The following is a 26,818-nucleotide window of genomic DNA, read 5'->3' as shown; positions in this document are numbered from 1 at the left end:
CTTTCCCTCTGTGTCAGCACCCACCAGTATCCCCGACACATGACGGAGGGGCGGCCCGGGCGTTCCTGGGAACGCCCCGTACCGCCCCTCCACGGACGTGACGGCCCGCACGCCGTCACGGGGCACGGAGGCCGGGTGCCGGTGTGCGGTGGTTACTTACGGCTGTAGTTCGGCGCCTCGACGGTCATCTGGATGTCGTGCGGGTGGCTCTCCTTGAGCCCCGCCGAGGTGATCCGGACGAACCGGCCCCGGGACTGGAGCTCGGGGACCGTGCTGCCGCCGACGTAGAACATCGACTGGCGCAGCCCGCCGACCAGCTGGTGGACGACGGCGGAGAGCGGACCGCGGTACGGAACCTGCCCCTCGATGCCCTCGGGGACCAGCTTCTCGTCGGAGGCGACGCCCTCCTGGAAGTAGCGGTCCTTGGAGAAGGAGCGCTGCTCGCCGCGGGACTGCATGGCGCCCAGGGATCCCATGCCGCGGTACGACTTGAACTGCTTGCCGTTGATGAACAGCAGCTCGCCCGGGGACTCCTCGCAGCCGGCCAGCAGGGAGCCGAGCATCACCGTGTCGGCGCCCGCGACCAGGGCCTTGGCGATATCGCCGGAGTACTGGAGGCCGCCGTCGCCGATGACCGGGATCCCGGCCTCCCGGGCGGCCAGCGAGGCCTCGTAGATCGCGGTGACCTGGGGGACGCCGATACCGGCGACCACCCGGGTGGTGCAGATGGAGCCCGGTCCGACACCGACCTTGACGCCGTCGGCGCCCGCGTCGATCAGCGACTTCGCGCCGTCGCGGGTAGCCACGTTGCCGCCGATGACATCGACACCGGAGGAGTTCGACTTGATCTTGGCGATCATGTCGCCGACCAGCCGGGAGTGGCCGTGGGCGGTGTCGACGACGATGAAGTCGACACCGGCCTCGATCAGCGCCTGGGCCCGCTCGAAGGCATCACCGGCGACACCGACGGCCGCGCCGACGAGCAGCCGGCCGTTCGCGTCCTTGGCGGCGTTGGGGTACTGCTCGGCCTTGACGAAGTCCTTGACCGTGATCAGGCCCTTGAGCACGCCCGCCTCGTCGACCAGCGGCAGCTTCTCGATCTTGTGGCGGCGCAGCAGCTCCATGGCGTCGACGCCGGAGATCCCGACCTTGCCGGTGACCAGCGGCATCGGGGTCATGACCTCGCGCACCTGGCGGCTGCGGTCCGACTCGAAGGCCATATCGCGGTTGGTGACGATGCCGAGCAGCTTGCCGCCGCGGTCGGTGACCGGGACACCGCTGATCCGGAACTTGGCACAGAGCTGGTCGGCCTCGGCCAGCGTGGCATCGGGGTGCACCGTGATCGGGTCGGTGACCATGCCGGACTCGGAGCGCTTGACCAGATCGACCTGGTTGGCCTGGCCGGCGATGGAGAGATTGCGGTGGAGCACGCCCACGCCGCCCTGGCGGGCCATGGCGATGGCCATCCGGGACTCGGTGACCTTGTCCATCGCCGCGGAGAGCAGCGGGATGTTCACCCGGACGTTCCTGGAGATGTACGAGGAGGTGTCGATCTGGTCGGGGGCCATATCGGAGGCGCCCGGCAGCAGCAGCACATCGTCGTAGGTCAGCCCGAGTGTCGCGAATTTCTCGGGCACTCCGTCGACGTTGGTCATGACACCTTCCCCAAATGGCCTTGATCGGTGCGGATGTCCATGCTAACGGCCCGCGGAGCCGTCTCATTCCACGACCAAGATCACCCGGCTGGTTTGTGTGATGGTCCACATGTCGTACGCATGGGTGGACGGCGTCCCGCGGACGGCGTAGGGCCGGGCCGCAGGCCTCGTACCAATGCCGTACGCACTCCCGCGCGGCATCCGGGCAGGGATCCGGACAGGGATCAGGACAGGAATGCCGGACAGGGATCCGGCCGGGTGCGGAAACGAGGGCGGTTACTGCTCGGCGAGGGCCCGCAGCCTGCTGAGCGCGCGGTGCTGGGCGACCCGGACCGCACCGGGCGACATGCCCAGCATCTGGCCGGTCTCCTCCGCGGTCAGCCCCACGGCGACCCGCAGCACCAGCAGCTCCCGCTGGGTCTCCGGCAGATTGGCCAGGAGCTTCTTGGCCCACTCGGCATCGCTGCTGAGCAGCGCCCGCTCCTCGGGGCCGAGGGAGTCGTCGGGGCGCTCCGGCATCTCGTCGGAGGGCACGGCCGTCGAGCCGGGGTGCCGCATGGCCGCCCGCTGGAGGTCCGCGACCTTGTGGGACGCGATGGCGAAGACGAAGGCCTCGAAGGGGCGGCCGGTGTCCCGGTACTTCGGGAGCGCCATCAGCACCGCGACGCAGACCTCCTGCGCAAGGTCCTCCACAAAGTGGCGGGCGTCACCGGGCAGCCGGCTGAGCCGGGTGCGGCAGTAGCGCAGCGCGAGGGGGTGGACATGCGCGAGCAGATCGTGCGTGGCCCGTTCGTCGCCGTCGACGGCGCGATGGACAAGTGCACCGATCACCGTGCTTCTGTCGTCACGCATCGGTCCATGGTGCCTCGGTGGCCGCTCTTCCGTGGCACCGCGCCCCATGTTGTGCACCGAAGCGTTATGAGCAGGTACGCCGGAACTCATCGCCGTCGCCCTCCCCTTCCGCTCGACCGACTCCCCGAGGAACTCCACATCTCAAGGATGCGGCATCGCGCGGGAAACCGGCGCCCACTGCGCTCCGTCTCCCCGCCCACCACCGTACGGCGAGCGGGGTACGCGGTGCTTTCGGGGCTTCGGGGACCCGCGCCCGGCTAGGTCCTCTCTTTCGGATCCTGCCGGGCGGGGCACGGGCTCAGCGGACCAGACCCCAGCGGAATCCGAGCGCGACGGCGTGCGCCCGGTCCGATGCGCCCAGCTTCTTGAAGAGCCTGCGGGCATGGGTCTTGACGGTGTCCTCGGAGAGGAACAGCTCCCGGCCGATCTCGGCGTTGGACCGGCCGTGGCTCATGCCTTCCAGCACCTGGATCTCGCGCGCGGTGAGCGTGGGGGCGGCCCCCATCTCGGCCGAGCGCAGCCGCCGGGGGGCGAGCCGCCAGGTCGGGTCGGCCAGTGCCTGGGTGACGGTCGCGCGCAGCTCGGCGCGGGAGGCGTCCTTGTGCAGATAGCCGCGGGCGCCGGCGGCGACCGCGAGAGCCACGCCGTCGAGATCCTCGGCAACCGTGAGCATGATGATCCGGGCGCCCGGATCGGCCGAAAGCAGCCGCCGGACGGTTTCGACTCCGCCGAGACCGGGCATCCGGACATCCATCAGGATGAGGTCCGAGCGGTCCGCGCCCCAGCGGCGGAGGACTTCCTCGCCGTTGGCCGCGGTCGTCACACGCTCGACGCCGGGCACGGTTGCCACCGCGCGGCGGAGCGCCTCTCGGGCGAGCGGGGAGTCGTCGCAGACGAGGACGGACGTCATGACTGACCTCCGTGGCGCTCGCAGCTAAAGCGCGTCACCTTGAGCCTCCAGGCTGGTACGTATCGTCACCTGTGCGGTTGAACGCTCTCGGACATGTGCCCGAGCGCTCGTTCTTCAACCGCCTCCGACCTACCAACGACGGTCACTCGAAAGAGTTACGGGTTCCCGGAACCTCTTCGGCACTCCCTGCGGGACCGCGCGGCGGCGGGGTTTACCTGAAAGCTATGCCCCATTTAGATGCTTTTTCTTCACTTTGGATAGTGTCTGGGGCTAGATTCCCAATGAATCATATTTACATCTACTTAGATAGTAGATGTACGGTCGTGAGACATGGTGCGGACATCAATGCGGCGCGTGCACAGCGGCTCACCCGCACGACCTGACCGGACCCACTGAGCACGGATTCAAGGGGCAAGCCATGGCAGATTTCTCCCGCCTTCCCGGACCGAACGCCGACTTGTGGGACTGGCAGCTGCTCGCCGCCTGCCGCGGGGTGGACAGCTCCCTGTTCTTCCACCCCGAGGGCGAGCGCGGCGCCGCCCGGAGCGCGCGTGAGAACTCCGCGAAAGAGGTGTGCATGCGGTGCCCGGTGCGGGCGCAGTGCGCGGCCCACGCCCTGGCGGTGCGGGAGCCGTACGGCGTCTGGGGCGGGCTGACCGAGGACGAACGCGAGGAGCTGATGGGGCGGGCGCGGCACCGGCTGGTCCCGGCGACCAGCGGCGCGGGCACCGCCGGAGGGGCCCAGGGGGCGACGGCGCGGCACTGATCCGTACCGCATCCGACCACCGAAGAAACGTTTCTTTCCGGGCATCCGTATGCCCGTGGCCCGGTCGCGCCGCCCCGGCGGGCGCTCAGCGGGCGCTCAGCGGGCGCTCAGCAGGCCGTATCCGGTGGGCTGGGTCAGCGGGCGGCGGCCAGGGTGAGCTGGTCCAGGGTGGCCGCGACGGCGGGGACCTGCGACAGATCGGGCAGGGTGAGGGCGACGATCTCCCGCTCCACCCGCGGGGCGAGCGCGACCGTGACGGCGCCTCTGGCCCGTACCGACTCCAGTGCCAGTTCGGGCAGGACGGCGACGCCCAGTCCGGCGCCGACCAGTCCGGCGACGGCCGGATAGTCGTCGGTCGCGAAGTCGATACGGGGGGCGAATCCGGCGCTCTCGCAGACGTCGACCAGCTGGCGGCGGCAGCGGGGGCAGCCCGCGATCCACGGGTCGTCGGCGAGGTCCCCGATGGCGACCGTGCCGGCCCCGGCGAGGCGGTGGCCTTCGGGGACGAGCCCGACGAGCCGGTCGGAGAGGAGGGGGCGGACCACCAGATCGTCCCATTCGGCATCCGGCCCGGCGGGATCACTGCTGCCCGCCGGGGATTCCGCAGCGGCGCCCCGGTCGCCGTAACGGAAGGCCAGCGCCACATCGCAGTCGCCCTCGCGCAGCATCTCGACCGAGCGCGGCGGCTCGGCGTCCACGAGGGAGACCCGGGTGCCGGGGTGTGCCGCCCGGAGCGCGGCCAGTGCGGTGGGGACGAGGGTGGAGCTGCCGCTCGGGAAGGAGACCAGCCGCACCCGCCCGGCCCGCAGCCCGGCGATGGCGGCGACCTCTTCTTCGGCGGCGGTGAGCCCGGCGAGGATGCCGGTGGCGTGCCGGACCAGCGCCTCGCCTGCCTGGGTCAGCCGCATCTCGCGGCCGGTGCGGATCAGCAGGGGGGTGCCCGCGGAGCTCTCCAGTGCCTTCATCTGCTGGCTGACCGCGGGCTGGGTGCAGCCCAGGGCGCGGGCCGCCGCGGAGAAGGAGCCGGTGGTGGCCACCGCGCGCAGGACTCGGAGATGACGGGCTTCGATCACCCCTTGAATATAAGAGATTCTTGGATCAGAGGCGACTTACTGACTGGAAGCTTTGGGTGCTGAGGGTTTAGCGTTGGTCCATGAAGCTGCTGACCGTGAATGTGGGCCGGGCCAAGTACGTCGACTACACCAGCACCCCCGGCGGGATCACCGGAATCGACAAGCGGCCGGTCGAGGGGCCGGTCCTGGTGGCGGATCCGGGGCCGCCGGCCGGGGAGAACGGCAGCGGGGTGGCCGGGGATCTGGTCCGCGACACCGTCCATCACGGCGGCACCCATCAGGCGGTGTACGCCTTCGCCCGCGAGGACCTCGACTTCTGGGAGCGGGAGTTGGGGCGGCCGATCGCCAACGGTTCGTTCGGCGAGAACCTCACCACGATGGGTCTGGACGTCAGCGGTGCCCGGATCGGTGAGCGCTGGCGGATCGGTGAGCGGGTGGTGCTGGAGGTGACCAGCGGCCGTATCCCCTGCCGTACGTTCGCGGGCTGGCTGGGTGAGCTGGGGCTGCCGGAGAAGGGCTGGCTGAAGCGGTTCACCGGGCGGGCGGAGCCGGGTGCCTATCTGAAGGTCGTCGAGCCGGGGGAGATCCGGTCGGGCGATCCGGTCGAGATAGTCCACCGCCCGGACCACGGTGTCACGGTCGGCATGGCGTTCCGTGCGGCGAGCACCGAACGGGATCTGCTGCCGTCGCTGCTGGCGGCCGGGGACGCGCTCAATCCGGTGCTGGTGGAGAAGGCCGAGGAGTATCTCCGCAAGCGGGACGCGGTCCGCTCGGCGGGCTGAGCCCGGGACGGGCGTACGCGGCTACCGGTCCGGGGCACTAACGTGCCGCTTATGACGACCGCACTGATCACGGGCGCGACCGCCGGCATCGGCGCCGCGTTCGCACGCAGGCTCGCCGCCGACGGACATGATCTGGTCCTGGTGGCCCGCGATACCGCACGGCTCCGAGCCCAGGCCACCGAACTCCACGACCGGCACGGCATCGAGGCGGAGGTGCTGACCGCCGATCTGTCCACGGAGGACGGCATCGCGGCTGTGGAGCGGCGGCTCGGCGACCGGAGGAACGCGGTGGACCTGCTGGTCAACAATGCGGGCTTCGGCAACAAGGGCCGGTTCCTCGAAGTCTCCATGGCCGATGAGCTGACAATGCTCAAGGTGCACTGCGAGGCGGTGCTGCGACTGACGTCGGCTGCGGTGGAGCCGATGCGGGAGCGGGGCCGGGGCGGTGTGGTCAATGTGGCGTCGGTGGCGGCTTTTGTCCCCCGGGGCACCTATGGTGCGTCCAAGGCGTGGGTGGTCCAGTTCACCCAGGGCGTGGCCCGGGATCTGGCGGGTTCGGGCGTACGGCTGATGGCGCTCTGTCCTGGTTTCGTCCGTACCGAGTTCCATGAGCGGGCGGGGATGGGGACGGAGAACATCCCGGGGTGGATGTGGCTCGACGCGGACAAGCTGGTGGCGGCGGCCCTCTCGGATCTGGCCCGTGGAAAGCCGGTGTCGATCCCGGATCCGCGGTACAAGGCGCTGATGGGTGTGGTGAAGCTGGCGCCGCGCGGGCTGCTGGGCGGTGTGTCGTCCAGGACGGGCCGGAAGTACGGGCCCCAGTAGGCCGCGGGCCCCGGCGGGAGAGCAGGGAGGCGGCCGGCGTGGACGGTACGGAGTGCGGCGGGGGCCCACGGCGGGCCGGGGTCCGGCCGCGGGTGCTGCTCGCCATGGGCCCGGGGGTCTCGGCCCGGCTCTTCACCGCCCGGCAGTCGGCCCGCCTCACGGCTCTGGCCCGCACGGATCCGGGTCTGGTCGCCCATGATCTGCGGTCTCCTTCACCGGCGGTACGGGATGCTCTCGCCGCCGCGGAGGTGCTGCTGACCTGCTGGGGGGCACCGGTTCTCGACCCGGGCGCGCTGGCGGCGGCGCCCGCGCTGCGGGCGGTGGTGCATGCCGCCGGTTCGGTGAAGGAGCATGTCACGGACGCCTGCTGGGAGCGGGGTATCGCGGTGTCGTCGGCGGCGTCGGCGAATGCGGTCCCGGTGGCGGAGTACACGCTGGCCGCGATTCTGTTCGCGGGGAAGCGGGTCCTTTCGTCGGCCCGGCGGTACGCGGAGCTGCGGGCCGCCCATGACTGGGGTGCGGAGCTGTCGGGGTTGGGCAACCACCGCCGTACGGTCGGCATCGTCGGAGCGTCCCGGACGGGCCGGCGGCTGGTCGAGCTGCTGAGGCCCTTCGATCTGGACGTGCTGGTGTACGACCCGTACACGCCCGCGCCGCCGGGTGCGGTGGCGGTGGGTCTCGACGAGTTGTGCGCCCGGAGCGACACCGTTTCGGTGCATGCGCCGCAGTTGCCGGAGACCCGTCGGCTGCTGGATGCCCGCCGGCTGGGGCTGTTGCCGGACGGTGCCACGCTGATCAACACGTCGCGGGGGTCCCTCGTCGACGGGCCCGCGTTGGTGCGGGAGCTGGTGTCGGGGCGGCTGTACGCGGTGCTGGACGTCACCGAGCCGGAGGTCCCGCCGCGGGATTCGCCGCTCTACTCGCTGCCGAATGTGCTGCTGACCCCGCATCTGGCGGGTTCTCTGGGCAATGAGTTGCACCGGATGGCGGAGCTGGCGCTGGACGAGTTGGAGCGGTACGCGAACGGGCTGCCGTTCGCGGAGCCGGTGACGAGGGAGTCGCTCACTCGTTCCGCGTAACTCATGTCCTGGGAAACGGGGAACGGGCCCGACCCGGTGATACCGGATCGGACCCGTTCAAGGATCTGCCGAGCCACTGCTCAGGACGCGACAAGTGGCCAAAAGGCCATGCCGGGTCCCGGCGGATACGCCCAGGAACCCATGGGTTCACTGCTCAGGCCCGTTCGGCCCTGGTGAACGGAAGGAACACATCCCGTCCCGCCCAAGGACCTCATGGGTCACTGCTCAGGACCCGTCCAACCCCAGGGTCCGGCGAGTGAGCCGAAGGGGCGCGCTGGGGGTCCCCCCACGCCGAAGGCGTAGGGGGACTGGAAGGAGAACGCGCGCAGGTCGCGAGGAACGAGCGACCGAGCACGATCGACTGAAGACCTCGGCTTAAGCGCCCCGGAGGCGAACCGAGCCCCTAAAAAAATCAGTGCGAGTGGCCGTGGCCGTGGCCCGCGTCGGCCGGCTCGTCTTCCTTCTTCTCGACGACCAGGGTTTCGGTCGTGAGGAGGAGGGAGGCGATGGAGGCGGCGTTCTCCAGGGCGGAGCGGGTGACCTTGACCGGGTCGATGACGCCGGCCTTGACCAGGTCGCCGTATTCGCCGGTGGCGGCGTTGAAGCCCTGGCCCTTGTCGAGTTCGGCGACCTTGGAGGTGATGACGTAGCCCTCCAGGCCGGCGTTCTCGGCGATCCAGCGCAGGGGCTCGACGACGGCGCGGCGGACGACGGCGACGCCGGTGGCCTCGTCGCCCTTCTTGCCGAGGTCGCCTTCGAGGACCTTGGCGGCGTGGACGAGGGCGGAGCCTCCGCCGGAGACGATGCCTTCCTCGACCGCGGCGCGGGTCGCGGAGATGGCGTCTTCGAGGCGGTGCTTCTTCTCCTTGAGCTCCACCTCGGTGGCGGCGCCGACCCGGATGACGCAGACGCCGCCGGCGAGCTTGGCGAGGCGCTCCTGGAGCTTCTCGCGGTCCCAGTCGGAGTCGGTGGCGTCGATCTCGGCCTTGATCTGGTTGACGCGGCCGGCGACCTCGTCGCTGCTGCCGCCGCCGTCGACGATGGTGGTCTCGTCCTTGGTGACGGTGACGCGGCGGGCGGTGCCGAGGACGTCGAGGCCGACCTGGTCGAGCTTGAGGCCGACCTCTTCGGAGACGACGGTGGCACCGGTGAGGGTGGCCATGTCCTGGAGCATCGCCTTGCGGCGGTCGCCGAAGCCGGGGGCCTTGACGGCGACGGCGTTGAAGGTGCCGCGGATCTTGTTGACGACGAGGGTGGAGAGCGCTTCGCCCTCGACGTCCTCGGCGATGATCAGCAGCGGCTTGGAGCCGCCGGCCTGGATGACCTTCTCCAGGAGGGGCAGCAGGTCCTGGATGGAGCCGATCTTGCCCTGGTTGATCAGGATGTACGGGTCGTCGAGGACGGCCTCCATACGCTCCTGGTCGGAGACCATGTAGGGGGAGAGGTAGCCCTTGTCGAAGGCCATGCCCTCGGTGAAGTCGAGCTCCAGGCCGAAGGTGTTGGACTCCTCGACGGTGATGACACCGTCCTTGCCGACCTTGTCCATCGCCTCGCCGATGAGCTCGCCGACCTGCGGGTCCTGGGCGGAGAGCCCGGCGACAGCGGCGATGTCGGCCTTGTCCTCGATGGGACGGGCGGTGGCGAGGAGGTCGTCGGAGACGGCCTTGACCGCGGCGTCGATGCCCTTCTTGAGGGCGGCGGGGGAGGCGCCGGCGGCGACGTTGCGCAGGCCTTCGCGGACGAGGGCCTGGGCCAGGACGGTCGCGGTGGTGGTGCCGTCACCCGCGATGTCGTTGGTCTTGGTCGCCACCTCCTTGACGAGCTGGGCGCCGAGGTTCTCGTACGGGTCGTCGAGCTCGACCTCGCGCGCGATCGTGACACCGTCGTTGGTGATGGTGGGGGCGCCGAACTTCTTGTCGATGACGACGTTGCGGCCGCGGGGGCCGATCGTCACCTTCACCGTGTCGGCAAGCTTGTTGACGCCGCGCTCAAGGGCGCGACGGGCGTCCTCGTCGAACTTCAGGATCTTCGCCATGGGAGCGTTTCTGTCCTCTTCTGAGACGTACTGCGAAAAACTGCGCCCCCAGCGCCCGTGCTAGTGAGAGTCAGCGGGTGCCAGGGGCGCAGATCAAGAACAAGCGGAGACTGCTCGGCTTACTTCTCGACGATCGCGAGCACGTCGCGGGCCGAGAGGACGAGGTACTCGTCGCCGTTGTACTTCACCTCGGTGCCGCCGTACTTGCTGTAGAGCACGACGTCGCCGACCTTGACGTCGAGCGGCAGGCGCTCGCCGTTCTCGAAGCGACCCGGGCCGACCGCGAGGACGGCGCCCTCCTGGGGCTTCTCCTTCGCGGTGTCCGGAATGACCAGGCCGGAGGCCGTGGTCTGCTCGGCGTCGAGCGGCTGGACCACAATGCGGTCCTCAAGCGGCTTGATGGCAACCTTGGAGCTGGCGGTCGTCACGATCCGACCTCCCCCTTCGGAGATCTCACGGGGTTAACTGTCTGAGGTGGCGACCAGGTGGATCCGTCGTCGCGGGTGCCGGACCTGCCCGTCGCTGTGTTGGCACTCTCCAGTGGGGAGTGCCAGACCCGAGACTATGACCGCGATTAGCACTCGGTCAAGCGGAGTGCCAATGCGTCCGCCGTCGGCGGAACGGTTGCGGGTCGGCGCGCGGGGGCGTACGCGCCCCTGCGGCCCCTGTTTCCTCCCTCTCCCGGGCGTCCTGGAAACCCGGTACGGCCGGGGGCGCTACCGGTCCCGGGGTGCTTGCAGCGCGCCGCCCGGGCGGGGCGCGGGGCGGCGGGTGCCGTGGAGCCGGTCCAGCAGGCGGCCGGCCGGTTCGGCGAGTGCGGGGGCATGGATGGCGGGTGCGGCCGGGGTCCCGGAGGCGGGGGTACGGAGCGGGGCACGGCTCCGTACCGCCCCGGGCCCCACCGGAGCGTCCGGGGCCCCCGTGCGGCCCCCGACCGGGCCCGGCGGCCCGCCCCGTACTCCTGCGGACTGCGGCCCGGGGCCCGGCCGTCCCGCGGGGTCCGGCGCGGGGGCGCCGCTCCGTACCGCCGCGGGCTCCGGCCCGAAACGGGCCCGGGGGCCCGGGGCCGGGGAGGCCGCCGGGGTTTCACCGGAGTGGACCGCCCGCCTCCCCAGCCGTTCGATGGGGTCGACGGCCGGGGAGGCGCAGCCGGAGCAGCCCAGCAGCGCCCCCGCGGCCAGCACGGCCGCGAGCTGTGCGGCCGTGCCCGGTCTCACACGTAGTCCTCTAGGCGGGCGACGGCGTATCCCTTGTCGGTGACCGTCTTCATGACCTGGCGGACCATGTCGGGCATGGAGCCCTTCCAGTCCCCGGTGCCGCGGAAGTGGGTGAGGATGATGTCGCCCGGGTGGAGGTCGCGGTCCCATTCCCGCCACTCCATGTGGTCGGGGAAGGCTTCGGCGGCCCAGAGCGGCACGGCCTTGACCCCGCACTCCTGGGCGGCGCGCAGGGTGTCGCCGTTGTAGTTGCCGTACGGCGGCCGGAAGAGCGGCGGGCGTTTCCCGTACAGCCGCTGGAGGTTGTCCTGCTGCCCGCAGATCTCCTTCTTCTGGGCCTCGTAGGAGAGTCCGGGCATATAGCGGTGGTTGAGGGTGTGGTTGTGGAGGGCGACGCCCTCGTCCTGCATGCGCCGGAAGTAGCCGTAGTTGTCGTTGATCACGTAGTCGCTGAGGAAGGCGCTGTACGGGATCTTCAGTTCGCTCATCATCCGGATGAAGTCGGGGTCCTTCTCGGCTCCGTCGTCGACCGTCAGGAAGACGACCTTCTCCTTCACCGGGACGGTGGTGAAGACCGGCGGGAGGGCCGCGCCGCCTTCGACCTCGAAGCCCTTGCGGGTGTTGAGGAAGGGTTTGACGGGAGGCGGCTGGGGGGCGGGCAGGGGGACCTTGTCCAGGCCCCATCTGCCGATCGCGGCCGCCCTGGCCTTCTGCACCTTCTCGACCTGGTCCACATAGGCGGCGCGCGATCCGGCGGGGCCGGACCGGTGGGCGTCCTTCTCGGCCCGTTCGAGCTGGGACGCCTCCGCCTGGGCCCCGGGGTGGGGCTGGGCGCCGCCGTGTTCGCCGGGACCGGGGACGGTACAGCCGGAGCCGAGCACACCGGCGAGCAGCGCGGCGGCGACCGCACGCCCCCGCAGTGCTCTGCGCGCCCCCGGACGGCGCCCGGCCGCCCCCCGCCCATCCGCACCCATTGCAACCATCTTTCCGTTTTGTCGTACTAGCCGCATGGCGCTGAATCCTGGCAGCAGACGCCCGCCGGATCCGTACGACACCGCCGTCGCCGCCGGTCCGTGACCCGCCTGGCCCAGCCCCGGCGTGTACCTGGCCCAGAATGGCCGGGTGAACGACGCCGCCATCCCGCTCCCCGAACCCCTCGCCACTCTGCTGTCCCCCGAGGGCCGGGCCCTCCTCGACGAGCTGCGCGATTACGACCCCGCCCGGGAGCTGGCCCTGGCGACCAGGCTGCGCCGCGACCATCCGGCGGACCGGGTCTCGGCCGCGCTCGGACAGGCCAGGCTCCGGCAGCGGGCGGTGGCCAAGTTCGGCGCGGTGGACGCGTACCGCATGTTCTTCACCCCGAACGGCGTCGAGCAGGCCACCCGCGCCCCCGTCGCGGCCCATCGCGCGGCCCGGCTGGCGGCCCTCGGCGTCCGCAGCGCCGCGGATCTGTGCAGCGGTATCGGCGGTGACGCGATCGCGCTGGCCCGGGCGGGCATCCGGGTGCTGGCCGTCGACCGCGATCCGCTGACCGCCGCCACCGTCCGCGCCAACGCCGACGCCCTCGGCCTCGGTGAACTGGTCGAAGTGCGCTGCGCGGATGTCACGGAGGTCGACGTCTCGGCGTACGACGCGGTGTTCACCGATCCCGCGCGCCGCGGCGGCCGGGGCCGGATCTTCGACCCGGAGGCGTACTCGCCCCCGCTGTCCTGGGCGATCGAAGCGGCCCGGAGCAGGCCGGTCGCCGCGCTCAAGATCGCGCCGGGGATTCCGCACGAGCTGATCCCCGGGGACTTCGCGGCGGAGTGGATCTCGTACGAGGGCGAGGTCAAGGAGGCGGTCCTGTGGCGGGGTACCGGGGATCCGGCACCGGGCCGGGTCGCCGCGACGCTGCTGTCCGGCGCGGGCACGGGCTCCGGGCCGTCGGCCTCATACACCCTGGTCGGACGCGGTCTGCCGGATCCGCAGGTCCGTCCCGTCGGCCGGTATCTGTACGAGCCGGACGGGGCGGTCATCCGCGCGCATCTGGTCGCCGAGGTCGCGGCCGAGCTCGCGGGCGGCGGTCTGATCGACGCGACGATCGCCTATGTGACGGCGGACGAACTGCGCCCGCTGCCGTCGGCCACGGCGTACGAGATCACCGATGTGCTCCCGTTCGGTCTGAAGAAGCTGAAGGCGCTGCTGCGGGAGCGCGGGGTGGGCTCGCTGACGGTGAAGAAGCGGGGGTCGGCGGTGGAGCCGGAGGAGGTGCGGCGGAAGGTGAAACCGCAGGGTCCGAACGCGGCGACGGTCTTTCTCACCAGGGTCGACGGCGCACCGTCGATGCTGATCGGCCGGCCGGCGGGGACCGGGTCCGGGCGGTAGCGCGGTGCGCCCGGGGGCGGCCGTCAGCGGTGGGCGCCGCCGGGGCGGCGGGCGGCCGGGACCGGGTTCAGCAGGCCGGCCAGCCAGTGGAGATGGGCGACCGCGTTCACCAGGCCCGCGAGGCCCGCGACGACCGGGGCGATGCCCGCGCCCATCACGTACACGAGGGTGCTGTGGGGGGTGCGGCCCCCGCCGTCCTCCAGGGAGTCAGGCAGCCCGGCGCAGACCGCGAGACCGGCCACGACGAAGCCGAACGACACCATCAGCCAGCCGGCGTTCAGCCATCCCCGGCCGTACCGCGCGTCGCCCCGGGGGTCGCGGTCGAGTGCCGTCCAGGCGCGCAGCAGCGCCCGTACGGCCCGGGCCTCGCGGGCCTCGGACACCGCCACGGCCAGCGCGGGGACCAGGATCACCACTCCGACCAGGCCGACGAACCCGGCGAAGACCAGGTTGAAGCCGTCGAGGGTGTCGTCGAGGGACATCAGCCCGACGCCGACCAGCCCCCAGCCCAGTTCGAACGCGAGGACCACCAGGACCAGTCCGAGGAGCCGGAACGGGCCGACCGACCGGCGCGTCAGCTCGTCGAGGACGCGGCGCCGCTCGTCGAGCAGGGAGCCCCGGTCCCGCCAGGGGGCTATGCCGTGCGGTCCGTCGGGATCCGGTGGCGGCGAAGGCAGCTCAGACATGCGCGGAGACTATCCGCCGGGAACGACATCCGGGCCGGGACCCGTCCGGCCGGGCTCCCCGGCCGCCCGTTCCGCCCGTTCTGCCTGTTCCGACTGTTCCGCTCGTCCCGGCTGTCCTGGCTGTTCCGGCTGTTCCGCCCGTTCCGCCCGGGTCAGCAGCAGCTCGCGCTCCCGGTCGTTGCGGGCCAGCGCGGCCGCCGCGAGGAACTCCTCCCTGGCCGCGTCCCACCGTCCCAGCCTGGCCAGCAGATCACCGCGCACGCTCGGCAGCAGGTGGTAGTCCTTCAGCTCCGGGTCCCCGGCGATCGCGTCCACCAGGGCGAGACCGGTCTCGGGCCCCTCCGCCATGGCGACGGCCACCGCCCGGTTCAGCTCCACGACCGGGGACGGCCGGACCGCGGCGAGCTGCCCGTAGAGCGTGACGATCACGGCCCAGTCGGTGTCCTCGTACCGCAGGGCCTGCGCATGGCAGGCGGCGATCGCGGCCTGGAGGACGTACGGGCCCGGCGGTACGCCCGGCACCGCGGCCCGGTCCAGCGCGGCGAAACCGCGGCGGATCAGCAGCCGGTTCCAGCGCGTCCGGTCCTGGTCGGCGAGGAGCACCGGGCTGCCGTCGGGGCCGGTACGGGCCGGGATCCGGGAGGCCTGGAGCTCCAGCAGGGCCGCGAGGCCGTGGACCTCGGGCTCGTTCGGCAGCAGGGCCGCGAGCACCCGGGCCAGCCGCAGCGCGTCCTCGCAGAGCGCCGGGCGGACCCAGTCGTCGCCCTTGGTCGCCGAGTAGCCCTCGTTGAAGACGAGGTAGACGACTTCGAGTACGGAGTCGAGCCGGGCCGCGCGGTCGGGGCCGTACGGCACCTCGAAGGGCACGTCCGCCGCGGCGAGGGAACGTTTCGCGCGGGCGATCCGCTGGGCGACCGCCGCTTCCGTCGCCAGGAAGGCGCGGGCGATCTCCTCGGTGGTCAGCCCGCCCAGCAGCCGCAGCGTGAGGGCGATCCGGGCCCGGGTCGGCAGCACCGGATGGCAGGCGGTGAAGATCAGCCGCAGCAGATCGTCGTCGATATCGGCCTCGGGGCCGCTGTCGGGCGACGGTTCGGCGGGCGGCGGTTCGGCCGCGTGCTCCAGGGACCGGCCGACCTCGGCCAGTTTCCGCGCGTAGTTCTCCCTGCGGCGTACGAGATCGACCGCGCGGCGCTTGGCGACCGCCGTCAGCCAGGCGCCCGGTTTCTCGGGAACACCCGAATCGGGCCACTTTTCCAGCGCGGAGACCAGCGCGTCCTGCGCGATCTCCTCGGCGATACCGACATCCCTGACGATCCGGGCGGCGGCCGCGATCACCCGCGCCTGCTCTATCCGGAACACCGCTTCCACTGCGCTTGCCGTCGTCACGGCCACCCATCAGAGCAACAGACGACGGCAGCGGCAAGCCGGGACCCCGGAGGCCGTGCCTCCGGGGTCCCCCGGCGCCGTTGCTCAGTCCTCGGAGATCTGCCGGATCTCGCAGGTCACCGTCCAGACCTCGTCGTGGACCTTGAGGAAACGGTTGGCCCACTCCTCGGCCTCGGCCAGATCCTTGGCCTGGATGATGGAGTAGCCGCCGATGACCTCCTTGGTCTCGGTGAAGGGGCCGTCCGTGCCGGTCAGCGTCCCGCCGGAGTAGGTGACCCGGCGGCCCTGGGAGGTGGGGGTGAGAGCGGCGGTGTCCAGCATCACGCCGGCTTCGGTGATCTCCTTCAGCAGGGCGCCCATCCGCTCCCCCATCTCGGGGGAGAAGCCGTCCTCGGGCAGATTGTTCTCGTCGAGGCGGATAAGAGTCAGAAAGCGGGGCATAACAGCTCCTCGTGCTGGTCGCGGTACCGGACCGGCCGGCAGGCCGGGTCCCGGTGAGAGCGGTGTGCGGGGCGTTTCCCCGCCTCTCACCCTTCCGTCGATCGGACGACGCCGGTCTCGACACTCCGCCGGACTTTTCTTCCGAAAGTTTTTCCGGGCCGCTTCCGGGGGCCGGGCGGGCCATCCGCGTCCGGCCGGGAAGGTCCCGAGCCGGGCCCGGTTCCCGGCCGGAGAACCCTTACCACGGGCGGCGGCGGAACCGTGGCCCGTCCGGAGCCGCCACGGGCTCCCCCGTCAGCCGAGCCCCAGCGAGGTGAACCGCCAGCGGTGCACGGGCCGGTCGAGCAGCTCCGGCGCCGGATCGGGCAGTTCCGGAGGCCGGGTGCCGGGGCCGCCGTCCGTCTCCCACCAGGTGATCACCAGCACCCGGTCGTCCCCGGCCCCGAAGGTCTCCCGCCGCAGCGGCTCCCGGGGCAGGGCCTGTGCCCGGGCCCACTCCAGCAGCTCGGCGCCCCGGCCGGGGGCCGCCTTCGCCTCCCACATCAGCGCGACCGTCGTCATACCGCCCGCCTCACCGGCCTCCCGCGCGCCGTCCGTCACGAGTAGAGGTTCTTCTTGCTGATCTCGTGCACATGGTCGTGGTCATGGGAGTGACCGTGACTGTGGCTGTGGCCGTGACTGTGCTCGTGGCCGTGGGCGTGCTCACCGGGTACGTGCGGGTCCGTCACCGGCAGGGACGAGTCCGCCGACAGCTCCAGATCGGAGGCCGGGCGGTTGCGGGCCACCATCTCGGCCCCCAGCGCCGCCACCATCGCGCCGTTGTCCGTGCACAGCTTGGGCCGCGGCACCCGCAGCCGGATGCCCGCCCGCTCGCACCGCTCCTGGGCCAGCGCCCGCAGCCGCGAGTTGGCCGCGACACCGCCGCCGATCATCAGATGGTCGACGCCCTCGTCCAGGCAGGCCCGGACGGCCTTGCGGGTGAGCACGTCCACGACCGCCTCCTGGAAGGACGCCGCCACATCCCGTACCGGCACCTCCTCCCCCGCCGCCCGCTTCGCTTCGATCCAGCGGGCCACGGCCGTCTTCAGCCCCGAGAAGGAGAAGTCGTACGCGGGGTCGCGCGAGCCGGTCAGCCCGCGCGGGAAGGCGATCGCCGCCGGGTCGCCCTCCTTCGCCAGCCGGTCGATCACCGGACCGCCGGGGAAGCCCAGGTCGAGCACCCGGGCGATCTTGTCGAAGGCCTCGCCCGCCGCGTCGTCGATGGTCGCGCCCAGCGGCCGTACATCACTGGTGATGTCCGGGGCCAGCAGCAGCGAGGAGTGCCCGCCGGACACCAGCAGCGCCATCGTCGGCTCGGGCAGCTTGCCGTGCTCCAGCTGGTCGACGCAGATATGGGAGGCGAGGTGGTTCACCCCGTACAACGGCTTGTTCAGGGCGTACGCGTACGCCTTGGCCGCCGCGACGCCCACCAGCAGCGCGCCCGCGAGGCCGGGGCCCGCGGTGACCGCGATCCCGTCGAGGTCGCGCGGGGAGACACCCGCTTCCTTCAGGGCGCGTTCGATGGTGGGGACCATCGCCTCCAGATGCGCGCGGGACGCGATCTCGGGGACCACACCGCCGAAACGGGCGTGCGTGTCGACACTGGACGCCACGGCGTCGGCGAGGAGGGTCGTCCCGCGCACGATGCCGACGCCGGTCTCGTCGCAGGACGTTTCGATACCGAGTACGAGCGGTTCGTCAGCCATCACTCAACATTCCCTTGCCGTGCCGTGCACCTGGTGGCGCATGACGAGCGCGTCGATATTGCCGGGCTGGTAGTAGCCGCGGCGGATTCCGATGGGCTCGAAGCCGAAGCGCTCGTACAGCTTCTGGGCCCTGATGTTGTCCACCCGCACTTCGAGGAGGACCTCGTCGCATTCGAAGGCGGTGGCGTGCTGGAGCAGATCGGTCAGCAGCGCGGCCCCGAGACCGGTGCCCCAGCGCTCCCGGGCGACCGCGATCGTCAGCACGTCCGCGAGTCCGCCCGCCGCGCCGAGACCGGCGTAACCGGTGATCCGGCCTCCGCCGGTCCGGCCGTCCTCACCCGGGGGGCCGGGCTCCTCGGCCACGACGAAGCGGCGGGTCGCCCGCGGTCCGCGGGCATGGGCGAGATCGCCCCAGAACATCCCGGCGGACCAGGCGTCCTCCGGGAAGAGGTCGTTCTCCAGGGCCAGCACCTGCTCCAGATCCCACCAGCGCATCTCGCGCAGCACGGGCGGGTCCGGAGGCCGGGAGCCGGCCGGGTCGGGCGGGGCGGGCGGGGCGGTCACTGCGGCGTGACCACCTTGTAGTTCTTGGGGACCTGCGCGTCGGGGCGGCGCAGATACAGCGGCTGCGGCGGCAGGAACGCGCCCTCGGCCGGGCCCGTATCCCCGCCTTCGGCGAGCTTCTCGGCGGCCAGGGCGGCCAGCGCGGCGGCCGAGACGTGCTCCGGGGCGCCGGGCACCACGGTGGGGAAGGCGTCCGGGTAGAGCAGGGCACCGGCGCCGACGGCGGGCAGGCCCGCGAGCTGCTCGGCGATATCGGCGGGACGGTCCACGGCGGGTCCGGTGACGCGCTCGCACGGCGAGGCGTACCGGGCCCAGTAGACCTCCTTGCGGCGGGCGTCCGTCGCCACCACGAAGGGGCCGGTGACCCCGGTGTCCCGGCCGGCCGCGTAGGCGAGGCCGTCCAGGGTGCAGAGCCCGTAGACCGGCACGCCGAGCGCCGAACCGAAGGTGGCCGCGGTCACCAGGCCGACCCGCAGTCCGGTGTACGGGCCGGGGCCGACTCCGGTCACCACGGCGGTGACGGCGTCCAGGGCGACCCCGGCCTCGGCCAGCACCCGGTCGACGGCGGGCAACAGCAGTTCGCCGTGGCGCCTGGCGTCGACCCGGCTGGACTCGGCGAGCACTTTCGTGCCGTCGTGGAGAGCGGCGGTGACGGCGGGCGTGGCGGTATCTACGGCGAGCAGGAGCACGCGAACAGCCTACGGCTCCCGCGCCCCCGGGCACGGCTCACCCTCGGACGGGGGAGCCTGCTGCTACCGTCGCCACGGAAACATCCCATGCGACAGTCGTTCAGTCCGACGGGCTCAGGGATCCGAACATCCGGACATCGGAACATCCGAAAGGTGGCGCAGGTGGCACGCAGCTCGGGACTGGTAGCCGGGCTCACGGCGGCCGCTCTGGCGGGTGTCGGTTTCCTGGCGTACAAGGCGGAGGCCAGTGTCTCCGAACTGAAGGCGAAGCCGGGCGCGAGTACGGGCCCGGGGAAGAGCGCGCCCAAGGTTCCGGTGAACCCGCTGGCGCTGCCGCTGAACTCGGGCACCGGTGAACGGGTCGTCTACGCGCTCCAGGCCCGGCGGGTCTGGCTGGTCGAGGCGAAGGGCAACAAGGTCCGCAGGACGTTCGCCGTGATGCCGTCGACGGTGAACCCGTCGCCGGGGACGCACGCGGTGACCTCGCGCGCGGGGAAGATCCCCGGGTCGGACGGGGTCGCGATCGAACATGTGGTGCGGTTCGCGAAGGCGGACGGGGTGACGGTCGGCTTCAGCGCGGCGGTCAACGGCTCGATGGCGGCGCCGGACCCGAAGAAGAAGACGGGCGGGGTCCGGATGGCGCGCGAGGACGGCAACGCGATGTGGGGCTTCGCGACGGTCGGCACCAAGATCGTCGTTCTTCCCTGACGCGGGCCGTACGGCAGGTACGGCGGGGCGTGAGAACCGCCCGTACGAAGGAACCGCTCGCGGCGTCGTGACGCCCGGCAGGTGTTACGCCGTGTTACGCCGCGTCGCGCCGGAGCCGGGTCGGCGGCCGCGTCGCGTATCCGGAACCGCGCTCGTCACTCCGCTCGGAATCGGGCTCGGTGCCGGCCGGTGCAGCCGCCTCCGCCGCGTCCTCGCGGGCGCTCGGCGGGGTGGAGACCACCGCGGCGGCGGCGCAGGACGCCAGCAGATCCCGCATGGACGGCGGCTGGGGCCGCCGCAGCACGGACGCGCGCTCGGATGCCGGCATGGCTGCCTCCTGGATCACGGGGACCAGAACGGTCGGCGGTCGGATGGTTAGGTAGACCTAACCAAGCGTCCGTACCATGTGACCACGCACGGCATGCCCCGCGCAACATCTTCCCGACGGCTTGTCGGAAAATCCGTGGAATACGGGATCCGGAACCGGTTCCGGAACCGGGATCCGGAACACGGAGCGCGGACGGGCGGCGAGGGCGCGGAGACGTACGGCAGCCGGATCCCGCGGTCCCGGCGGGCTCACTCCAGCGCGAGATCCGCGTCCGTCCAGCGGGCGCCGTACCCCGTCAGCGTCACGGTCCGCCGGTCGTCGTCCGTATCGCCCACCACCCGGTGGATCACCACGTGCAGCCGGTCCTCCGACAGGTCCTCGACCTTGCCGTCGCCCCACTCGACCACCACCACGGAGTCCGGCAGCGATACGTCCAGGTCCAGGTCCTCCATCTCGTCGAGCCCGCCGCCCAGGCGGTACGCATCGACGTGGACCAGCGCCGGTCCGTCACCCAGCGGCGGATGGACCCGGGCGATGACGAACGTCGGCGAGGTCACGGCGCCGCGGACGCCGAGGCCCTCGCCGAGCCCGCGGGTGAGCGTCGTCTTCCCGGCGCCCAGTTCGCCGGTGAGCATCACCAGATCGCCGGGGCGCAGCCGGACCGCGAGCCGGCGGCCCAGCTCCGTCATCCGGGCCGCCGAGTCGACGGCGATCCGGGCCTCCCGGGCCGGCCGTGAACCGTTCTGCGAACCGCTCTGCGGGGCGGTGTCGGGGAGGCCGGGGGCCCCGGGGGCGTCAGCCGGGTTGTGCGGTGCTTCCATACGGGCCAACGTTAGCCGCTGCCGGTACGGCCCCGGCCCGGGCGAGCAGATCCGCCAGCCGGTCCGTGACCGCCTCCGGATGCTCCAGCATCACCAGATGACCGGCGTCCGGCACGATCACCAGTTCGGCCTCGGGGAGCCGGTCGGCGATGACCTCGCTGTGCGCGCTGGGCGTGACCAGATCCCGGTCCCCGGCCAGCACGAGCACCGGCAACTCCTCGAAGACTCCGAGCCGCTCCGCCTTGTCGTGTTCGTCGAAGGCGGGATAGAACTCCGCGACCACGTCGATCGGGGTCGATTCGATCATGCGCTCGGCGAACCGGACGATCGCGGGGTCGACGTCCCGCGACGAGAACGAGTAGCGCTTGATCAGCCCGGCGAAGAGGTCGGCCGTGGCCCGGCGGCCGCGCTCCACCAGCTCGGCCTGGGAGCCGAGGGCGCGCAGCACTCCGGGCAGGACCCGCCGGACGGCGGCGACGCCCGCGACCGGAAGCCCGTAGTCGACCTCGCCGAGCCGGCCGCTGGAGGTGCCGATGAAGGCCACGCCCGCGACACGCTCACGGACATACTCCGGATACTGCTCGCCCAGCGCCATCACCGTCATCCCGCCCATGGAGTGCCCCACGAGCACCACCGGCCCCTCCGGTGCCGCGGCGTCGAGTACGGCCTTCAGATCGCGGCCGAGTTGGTCGATGGAGACCGGCACCCGCTCCGGGCCCTGCTGGGCGACGCCGCGGGCGGAGCGGCCGTGGCTGCGCTGGTCCCAGTGGACGGTGCGGACCAGTCCGCGCAGGGCGGCGCGCTGGAAGTGCCAGGAGTCCTGGTTGAGGCAGTAGCCGTGGCTGAAGACGACGGTGACGGGCGCGGGGGCGCGGCGGCCGAAGAGCCGGCGGCGGCGGGGGGCGGCGGCCCCCGGGTCGACCTCGTCGACCTCGTAGTAGAGCAGGGTGCCGTCGTCGGCGACGGCTTTGCCGGGGGTGCCGCGCAGGGCTCCGTACGGGCCGGTCGCGTCGAGGGCGAGCCGGGCCTTCTTCCGTACGCCGCGGCCGACGGTGAGGCGTTCGACGGCGACGCCCGCCGCCGCGCCCGCGGCGATCACGCCTATCGCGATGCCCGCGATCCCGGCGCGGCGCCAGCCGGGCGTGCCGGTGCCGCTCGCGGCGTCCGCGGCGGCGGAGACCGCGGCCGCCGCTCCGGTGAGGGCGTTCCCCGTGCTGGTCTCGGTCACCGTGCCGCTCCTCGTTGTCGTACCCGTATCCGTACCCGTATTCGTATGCGCTTCCGTATGCGCTGACAGCCGCAGTCGCAGCGGCAGCCGGACGTCTGCCCGTCCGTGGATCGGCGGACCGGCGGGCGGTCCGTCAGACCTCCGGTCCTTTCCTCTTCCGCACGGAGCCCGTTCCTATGCGGGTTGTGCGGGCCCGTCCCCGGAACCGTGTTCTTCGGTGGCGCCGAGGTGGATACGGGGTACCCGCTGCCCGATCCGGGTGACGATCTCGTACGCGATGGTGTCCGCGGCGCGCGCCCAGTCCTCGGCGGTCGGCTCGCCGTGGTCGCCCGGTCCGAAGAGCACGGCCTCCGCGCCCTCCTGGACCTTGCGGCCGCCGAGGTCGACCACGAACTGGTCCATGGCGACCCGGCCCGCGATCGTATGGCGCTCGCCCGCGACGAGGACGGGGCCGCGGCCGGAGGCGTGGCGCGGGATGCCGTCGGCGTATCCGACGGGGATCAGACCGAGGGTGGTCTCCTCCGCGGTGACGTAGGTGTGGCCGTAGCTGACGCCGTGTCCGGCGGGTACGCCCTTCACCAGGGCGACGTTCGCGGAGAGGGTCATGACGGGCCGCAGGCCCAGCTCCCGGTGGGTGCCGACCTCGGGGGACGGCGAAATGCCGTACATGGCGATACCGGTGCGGACCAGGTCGAAATGCGATGCGGGGAGGGTGAGGGTGGCCGGGGAGTTGGCGATATGGCGGACCTCGGGGTCGATGCCCTCGCCCTCCGCGTGGGCCAGCATGTCGCCGAAGGTGTCGAGCTGTTGCTGTACGGAGGGGTGGCCGGGCTCGTCGGCGCGGGCGAAGTGGGACCAGACGCCGGTGACCCGGACCGCGCCTTCGGCCTCGGCGGCGCGGGCGGCGGCGACGAGTTCGGCCCAGTCCGCGGGCTGGCAGCCGTTGCGGCCGAGACCCGTATCGGCCTTGAGCTGGATCCGGGCGGGCCGGCCGGCCTCCCGGGCGGCGGCGGTCACCTCGGCCAGCGCCCACATCCCGCTGACGGACATGTCGAGACCGGCCTCGATGCCTTCGCGCCAGGGGCCGCCGGGCGTCCACAGCCAGCACATCAGCGGTGCGTCGAGTCCGGCGGCGCGCAGGGCCAGCGCCTCCTCGGGCGTGGCGGTGGCGACCCAGGTCGCGCCCGCCTCCAGGGCGGCCTTGGCGCAGGGCAGGGCGCCGTGCCCGTATCCGTCCGACTTCACCACGGCCATCAGCGCGGCACGGCCGGTCCGGGCGCGCAGGCTCGTCACATTGGCGCGCAGCGCGTCGAGGTCGATCTCGGCCCGGGCCCGGGAGGAGAGGCCGCGACGGGTGTCTGTGGAGGTCGGCGTGTTGTTCATCGTGGCCCAGTCTCTCAGAGCCCTCCGGGATGCCCCTTGCGGCGACGCCTGCGCGTGGGGCCGGAGCCTGTGCACTTCCTCACGCGAGGTACGGGGAACCGCCCCGCCGCGGCGGGTCCCGGCCGGGGGCGGAGAAGGGGGTACGGGCCCGGGGCACCGGCTCCCGGGCCCGTGCCCCGCCGGTTGCGGCGGGGCCGCGGGCCCGTGACCGGTGCGGCGGGACTGCACATGGACCGGCGCCGCGGGCCGGGACGAACGGGCGCGCGGTGTGCCGCGCACGTCCGGGGCCTGCCCGCCTCGGTCTTCCGTTCACCCGCGCCGTGCCCGGCGTCCACCGCCCCGAGCCGGGGGCGCGGGTGCGCCGGGGCTCCGGGGCCCTCACATCCGGGGCCTGCCAGCGCGGGTGGAACGCGCAGGCACCGGCACGGGCACGGGCACGGGCCCGGATACGGATACGCCGGAGCTCCGGGCCACCCGGTGACCGCGGAACCCGTCACCGGTGGGGCGGGACTGCGCGCACACCGGCGCCGCGGGCCGGGAGTCGGGGGCGCCGGGGCTCCCCGGGCCGCCCACGTCCAAGGCGTGCCCACCTCGGTCGCCCGTTCGCCGCGCCGGGCCGGGCACGCGGGCCGGGCACGCGGGCCGGGCACGCGGGCCGGGCACGCGGGCCGGGCCCACCCGGCGCGGGCACTGCGGCTCCCGGCTGCCCCCGGCCTACACCCCCGGCGTCTCCCGGACGTCCCGCCACGCACGGCCCAGCGCCTCCGCGACCTCGTACGACGTCACCGGGACCGCGTCGGCCGCCGCGCGGCGGGCCGCGAGGCCGTGGAGGTAGGCCGCGGCGGAGCCCGCGTCGCGGGCGGACAGTCCGCCCGCCAGCAGGGAGCCCGCGAGGCCCGCGAGGACGTCGCCGCTGCCCGCGGTCGCGAGCCACGGGGTGCCCATCGTGTTGGCCCGGACGGGGACACGCGGGTCGGGGTCCGCGATCAGGGTCGCCGCCCCCTTCAGCAGCACGGTGGCGCCGTAGCGCGCCGCGAGTTCACGGACCGCGGCGAGCCGGGCCGCCTCCACCTCGTCGCGGGTGGCGTTCAGAAGCGCGGCAGCCTCGCCCGCATGCGGGGTCAGCAGGGTCGGGGCGGCGCGGTCGCGCAGCAGGGCGGGGTCCTCGGCGAGGCGGCGCAGCCCGTCCGCGTCGACCAGGACCGGTACGGGGGCCGCGAGCACCTCCGCGACCGCGTCGAGGTCGTCGCCGAGGCCGGGCCCGACGACCCATGACTGGACCCGCCCGGCCTTCCCCGGCGGGCCCGCGTGGACCAGGGACTCCGGGAAGCGGGCGATGACGGCGTCGGCGGCGTGTCCCACGTACCGTACGGCTCCGGCGCCGCCGCGCAGCGCGCCCGCGACGGCGAGGACGGCCGCGCCGGGATAGCGCGCCGAACCGGCGACGATCCCCACCACCCCGCGGCGGTACTTGTCGCTGGCCGCGTTCGGTTCGGGCAGCAGATGCGCCACATCGGTGTGCTGGAGCGCCTCCAGCGCGGGCACGGACGGCAGGATTCCGCCGAGCCCGATGTCCACGAGCCGTACCGTGCCCGCGTATTCGCGCGCCGGACCGGCCAGCAGGCCCGGCTTCTCCGTACCGAAGACGACCGTGAGGTCGGCGCGGAGCGCCTCGCCGAGGACCTCGCCGCTGTCGGCCTCGATACCGCTGGGCAGGTCGACGGCGACGACGACCGCGCCGGAGCCGCGGGCGGCGCGGGCGATCGGCACGGCGTCGGGCCGCAGCCCGCCGTGGCCGCCGATGCCGGTGATGCCGTCGAGGACGAGATCGGCGGTGTCGAGCGCCTCGAAGGGGTCGTCCGCCACCCGGCCGCCCGCGGCCCGCAGCGCGGCGAGTCCGCCCGGGTGCGCCCGGTCGGGTGCGAGGAGTACGGCGGTGACGCCCGCGCCCCGGCGGGCGAGCCGGGCGCCGGCGTAGAGCGCGTCGCCGCCGTTGTCGCCGCTGCCCGCGAGGACGACGACCCGGGATCCGTACACCCGCCCGCCGCCGCCATTGCTGCCACCGCCGCGGAGGAGTTCGGCGCAGGCGGTGGCGAGTCCGGCGGCGGCGCGCTGCATCAGCGTGCCTTCGGGCAGCCGGGCCATCAGCTCGGCCTCGGCGCGGCGGACGGTGTCCACGGTGTGGGCGGTACGCATGCTCCGAGTCTGCCGCAAGGGGCGCGGGGGCGCCGGGTCGCGGGGGCCGTACGCAGCACGGAACCCGAGCCCGCACAGGGCGGGGCCGCCGCGCCGGGGCCGGCCGAGGCCCGGTGAGCGCAGGGGACGCGCACCTCGCCGCCCCCACGGCCGCCCGCCGTCGTGCGTGCGCGGCCCCGAGGCCCGCAACCGAACCCCCGGCCGCCCCGGCCTCCCCCGGCCTCCTTGGCCTCCCCCGGGGCCCTCACGGCCGACCGGCCGCACCGCGGCCACACCCCCGACCGGCCCGTCCGAGCCACGCCGCATCCCGCCCCCCAGCGACACGACACGACCCGCCCGCCGCCAAATTCCCTCCTCCCCCGCCGACTTGCCGCGCCCCTCCCCCGCACGTCACAGGGTTGACGCCACCTCAAGTCCAACTTAGGTTTGCCTTACCTAAGTAGCTGTTGCTCCGGCGCAGCCGCTCCTCCTCCCGTTTCCGCGAACCGTTTCCGCGAAAGGTGTCCCCACCCATGCCTTCTGCCGCCCCCCGCACGGCCGTCCGCGCCGCCGTCGCCCTGCTCGGCGCCACCGCGCTCACCCTCGGCCTCGCCTCCTCCGCATCCGCGGCCACCGTGGCGAGAACCGTCCAGGACGGCGGGGTGCAGTACAACCTCTCCGTCACGGCTCCGAACACCGCCGCCGCCTCCGGACAGAACGTCACCGTCACCGGCAGCGGCTACAACCCCTCGCAGGGCGTGTACGTCGGCCTGTGCGCCGTGCCCGCGGGCGTGAACGTCAACGACCAGTCCACCTGGAACTCCAAGCCGACGCCGTGTCTCGGCGGCCAGGACCAGGCCGGCACCACCGGTGCCTCGCACTGGGTGAACAACGACTGGTGGTGGATGTCCCCGAACAACTCCTCCCCGTACACCGTCTCCAACGGCCGCGGCGGCTTCTCGGTCTCCATCCACGTCAAGGCGCAGATCTCCGCCTCCGTGACCTGCGGCCAGTCCGGTGTGACCTGCGCGATCGTCACCCGCGCCGACCACTTCGACAGCAACGACCGCAAGTACGACGTCTACGTCCCGGTGACGTTCTCCTAA

The 26,818-nt window shown here is 72.7% G+C and carries 27 protein-coding genes; 7 read left to right on the top strand and 20 right to left on the bottom strand.

What is annotated here, in order from left to right; all coding sequences use genetic code 11:
• Positions 1-152: 152 nt before the first annotated feature.
• From guaB to B7R87_RS20470, 3 genes are all read right to left on the bottom strand, one after another.
• Positions 153-1,655 carry an IMP dehydrogenase gene (guaB, locus tag B7R87_RS20480; protein ID WP_006347166.1) on the bottom strand — a complete coding sequence of 501 codons (1,503 nt, stop codon included), beginning with the start codon at positions 1,653-1,655 and terminating at the stop codon, positions 153-155.
• 276 nt (positions 1,656-1,931) lie between these two features.
• Positions 1,932-2,507 (bottom strand): sigma-70 family RNA polymerase sigma factor, encoded by a 576-nt coding sequence (locus tag B7R87_RS20475; RefSeq protein WP_006347167.1) that lies wholly within the window; start codon positions 2,505-2,507, stop codon positions 1,932-1,934.
• 298 nt (positions 2,508-2,805) lie between these two features.
• On the bottom strand, positions 2,806-3,417 hold the full coding sequence (locus B7R87_RS20470) for a response regulator transcription factor (protein ID WP_003948568.1): 612 nt from the start codon (positions 3,415-3,417) through the stop codon (positions 2,806-2,808).
• Between the two features lie 418 nt (positions 3,418-3,835).
• Here B7R87_RS20470 and B7R87_RS20465 point away from each other — a divergent pair, with 418 nt between their 5' ends.
• Positions 3,836-4,183, top strand: a complete 348-nt coding sequence (locus B7R87_RS20465) for a WhiB family transcriptional regulator (protein ID WP_040914804.1) — start codon at positions 3,836-3,838, stop codon at positions 4,181-4,183.
• A 134-nt stretch (positions 4,184-4,317) separates the two neighbouring features.
• Here B7R87_RS20465 and B7R87_RS20460 read toward each other — a convergent pair whose 3' ends face one another.
• Positions 4,318-5,256 (bottom strand): LysR family transcriptional regulator, encoded by a 939-nt coding sequence (locus B7R87_RS20460; protein WP_006347169.1) that lies wholly within the window; start codon positions 5,254-5,256, stop codon positions 4,318-4,320.
• An 80-nt stretch (positions 5,257-5,336) separates the two neighbouring features.
• Here B7R87_RS20460 and B7R87_RS20455 point away from each other — a divergent pair, with 80 nt between their 5' ends.
• The 3 genes from B7R87_RS20455 to B7R87_RS20445 all read left to right on the top strand — a co-directional run bounded on the left by B7R87_RS20455 (position 5,337) and on the right by B7R87_RS20445 (position 7,942).
• Positions 5,337-6,038: an MOSC domain-containing protein gene (locus B7R87_RS20455; RefSeq protein ID WP_006347170.1), complete on the top strand. Its 702-nt coding sequence runs from the start codon at positions 5,337-5,339 to the stop codon at positions 6,036-6,038.
• Positions 6,039-6,089: 51 nt separating this feature from the next.
• Positions 6,090-6,863, top strand: a complete 774-nt coding sequence (locus B7R87_RS20450) for an SDR family NAD(P)-dependent oxidoreductase (protein ID WP_006347171.1) — start codon at positions 6,090-6,092, stop codon at positions 6,861-6,863.
• A 104-nt stretch (positions 6,864-6,967) separates the two neighbouring features.
• Positions 6,968-7,942, top strand: a complete 975-nt coding sequence (locus B7R87_RS20445; protein ID WP_078902176.1) for a hydroxyacid dehydrogenase — start codon at positions 6,968-6,970, stop codon at positions 7,940-7,942.
• A gap of 412 nt (positions 7,943-8,354) precedes the next feature.
• Here B7R87_RS20445 and groL read toward each other — a convergent pair whose 3' ends face one another.
• The 4 genes from groL to B7R87_RS20425 form a co-directional block, all read right to left on the bottom strand.
• The gene (gene groL, locus B7R87_RS20440) at positions 8,355-9,977 is read right to left on the bottom strand and encodes a chaperonin GroEL (RefSeq protein ID WP_006347173.1); all 1,623 of its coding nucleotides are present in this window, start codon (positions 9,975-9,977) and stop codon (positions 8,355-8,357) included.
• A gap of 119 nt (positions 9,978-10,096) precedes the next feature.
• Positions 10,097-10,405, bottom strand: a complete 309-nt coding sequence (gene groES, locus B7R87_RS20435; protein WP_006347174.1) for a co-chaperone GroES — start codon at positions 10,403-10,405, stop codon at positions 10,097-10,099.
• Positions 10,406-10,693: 288 nt separating this feature from the next.
• Complete coding sequence (locus tag B7R87_RS20430; protein ID WP_130584897.1) at positions 10,694-11,194, bottom strand: hypothetical protein; 501 nt, start codon at positions 11,192-11,194, stop codon at positions 10,694-10,696.
• Entirely contained in the window at positions 11,191-12,168 is a 978-nt protein-coding gene (locus B7R87_RS20425) for a polysaccharide deacetylase family protein (protein WP_006347175.1), read from the bottom strand. The genes B7R87_RS20430 and B7R87_RS20425 overlap by 4 nt, the downstream gene beginning before the upstream one ends.
• A gap of 148 nt (positions 12,169-12,316) precedes the next feature.
• Here B7R87_RS20425 and B7R87_RS20420 point away from each other — a divergent pair, with 148 nt between their 5' ends.
• Positions 12,317-13,558, top strand: a complete 1,242-nt coding sequence (locus B7R87_RS20420; protein WP_045852899.1) for a THUMP-like domain-containing protein — start codon at positions 12,317-12,319, stop codon at positions 13,556-13,558.
• A 23-nt stretch (positions 13,559-13,581) separates the two neighbouring features.
• Here B7R87_RS20420 and B7R87_RS20415 read toward each other — a convergent pair whose 3' ends face one another.
• The 7 genes from B7R87_RS20415 to tsaB form a co-directional block, all read right to left on the bottom strand.
• Positions 13,582-14,244 carry a hypothetical protein gene (locus B7R87_RS20415; protein WP_130584898.1) on the bottom strand — a complete coding sequence of 221 codons (663 nt, stop codon included), beginning with the start codon at positions 14,242-14,244 and terminating at the stop codon, positions 13,582-13,584.
• Positions 14,245-14,253: 9 nt separating this feature from the next.
• Positions 14,254-15,630: an RNA polymerase sigma factor gene (locus B7R87_RS20410; RefSeq protein WP_045852900.1), complete on the bottom strand. Its 1,377-nt coding sequence runs from the start codon at positions 15,628-15,630 to the stop codon at positions 14,254-14,256.
• An 84-nt stretch (positions 15,631-15,714) separates the two neighbouring features.
• Entirely contained in the window at positions 15,715-16,071 is a 357-nt protein-coding gene (locus B7R87_RS20405) for a YciI family protein (protein WP_006347179.1), read from the bottom strand.
• A 294-nt stretch (positions 16,072-16,365) separates the two neighbouring features.
• Complete coding sequence (locus tag B7R87_RS20400; protein ID WP_040914833.1) at positions 16,366-16,632, bottom strand: hypothetical protein; 267 nt, start codon at positions 16,630-16,632, stop codon at positions 16,366-16,368.
• 35 nt (positions 16,633-16,667) lie between these two features.
• Positions 16,668-17,816, bottom strand: coding sequence for a tRNA (adenosine(37)-N6)-threonylcarbamoyltransferase complex transferase subunit TsaD (gene tsaD, locus B7R87_RS20395; RefSeq protein WP_040914836.1), 1,149 nt, complete (start codon positions 17,814-17,816; stop codon positions 16,668-16,670).
• Between the two features lie 3 nt (positions 17,817-17,819).
• Positions 17,820-18,311: a GNAT family N-acetyltransferase gene (locus tag B7R87_RS20390; RefSeq protein ID WP_040914837.1), complete on the bottom strand. Its 492-nt coding sequence runs from the start codon at positions 18,309-18,311 to the stop codon at positions 17,820-17,822.
• Positions 18,312-18,376: 65 nt separating this feature from the next.
• The gene (gene tsaB, locus B7R87_RS20385; protein WP_006347183.1) at positions 18,377-19,069 is read right to left on the bottom strand and encodes a tRNA (adenosine(37)-N6)-threonylcarbamoyltransferase complex dimerization subunit type 1 TsaB; all 693 of its coding nucleotides are present in this window, start codon (positions 19,067-19,069) and stop codon (positions 18,377-18,379) included.
• 162 nt (positions 19,070-19,231) lie between these two features.
• Here tsaB and B7R87_RS20380 point away from each other — a divergent pair, with 162 nt between their 5' ends.
• Positions 19,232-19,777, top strand: a complete 546-nt coding sequence (locus tag B7R87_RS20380; protein ID WP_006347184.1) for a hypothetical protein — start codon at positions 19,232-19,234, stop codon at positions 19,775-19,777.
• A 94-nt stretch (positions 19,778-19,871) separates the two neighbouring features.
• Here the strand turns inward: B7R87_RS20380 and B7R87_RS20375 are convergent, their stop codons facing one another.
• From B7R87_RS20375 to B7R87_RS20355, 5 genes are all read right to left on the bottom strand, one after another.
• Positions 19,872-20,105 (bottom strand): hypothetical protein, encoded by a 234-nt coding sequence (locus B7R87_RS20375; RefSeq protein ID WP_040914824.1) that lies wholly within the window; start codon positions 20,103-20,105, stop codon positions 19,872-19,874.
• Positions 20,106-20,353: 248 nt separating this feature from the next.
• On the bottom strand, positions 20,354-20,926 hold the full coding sequence (gene tsaE, locus B7R87_RS20370; RefSeq protein ID WP_006347186.1) for a tRNA (adenosine(37)-N6)-threonylcarbamoyltransferase complex ATPase subunit type 1 TsaE: 573 nt from the start codon (positions 20,924-20,926) through the stop codon (positions 20,354-20,356).
• A complete protein-coding gene (locus tag B7R87_RS20365) occupies positions 20,901-22,154 on the bottom strand; it encodes an alpha/beta fold hydrolase (protein WP_130584899.1) in 1,254 nt (417 codons plus the stop codon). Before B7R87_RS20365 ends, tsaE begins: the two co-directional genes overlap by 26 nt.
• Before the next feature lie 174 nt (positions 22,155-22,328).
• On the bottom strand, positions 22,329-23,537 hold the full coding sequence (gene alr / locus B7R87_RS20360) for an alanine racemase (RefSeq protein ID WP_006347189.1): 1,209 nt from the start codon (positions 23,535-23,537) through the stop codon (positions 22,329-22,331).
• 714 nt (positions 23,538-24,251) lie between these two features.
• Positions 24,252-25,733, bottom strand: a complete 1,482-nt coding sequence (locus B7R87_RS20355) for an NAD(P)H-hydrate dehydratase (protein WP_130584900.1) — start codon at positions 25,731-25,733, stop codon at positions 24,252-24,254.
• Between the two features lie 512 nt (positions 25,734-26,245).
• Between B7R87_RS20355 and B7R87_RS20350 the strand changes: the two genes are divergently transcribed.
• Positions 26,246-26,818: a hypothetical protein gene (locus B7R87_RS20350; protein ID WP_006347190.1), complete on the top strand. Its 573-nt coding sequence runs from the start codon at positions 26,246-26,248 to the stop codon at positions 26,816-26,818.

Origin of the sequence: Streptomyces tsukubensis, assembly GCF_003932715.1 — a bacterium.
GTDB classification, from domain to species: domain Bacteria; phylum Actinomycetota; class Actinomycetes; order Streptomycetales; family Streptomycetaceae; genus Streptomyces; species Streptomyces tsukubensis.
The sequence above is the reverse complement of the archived record's forward strand: the minus strand, read 5'-3'. Positions and strand labels throughout refer to the sequence as shown.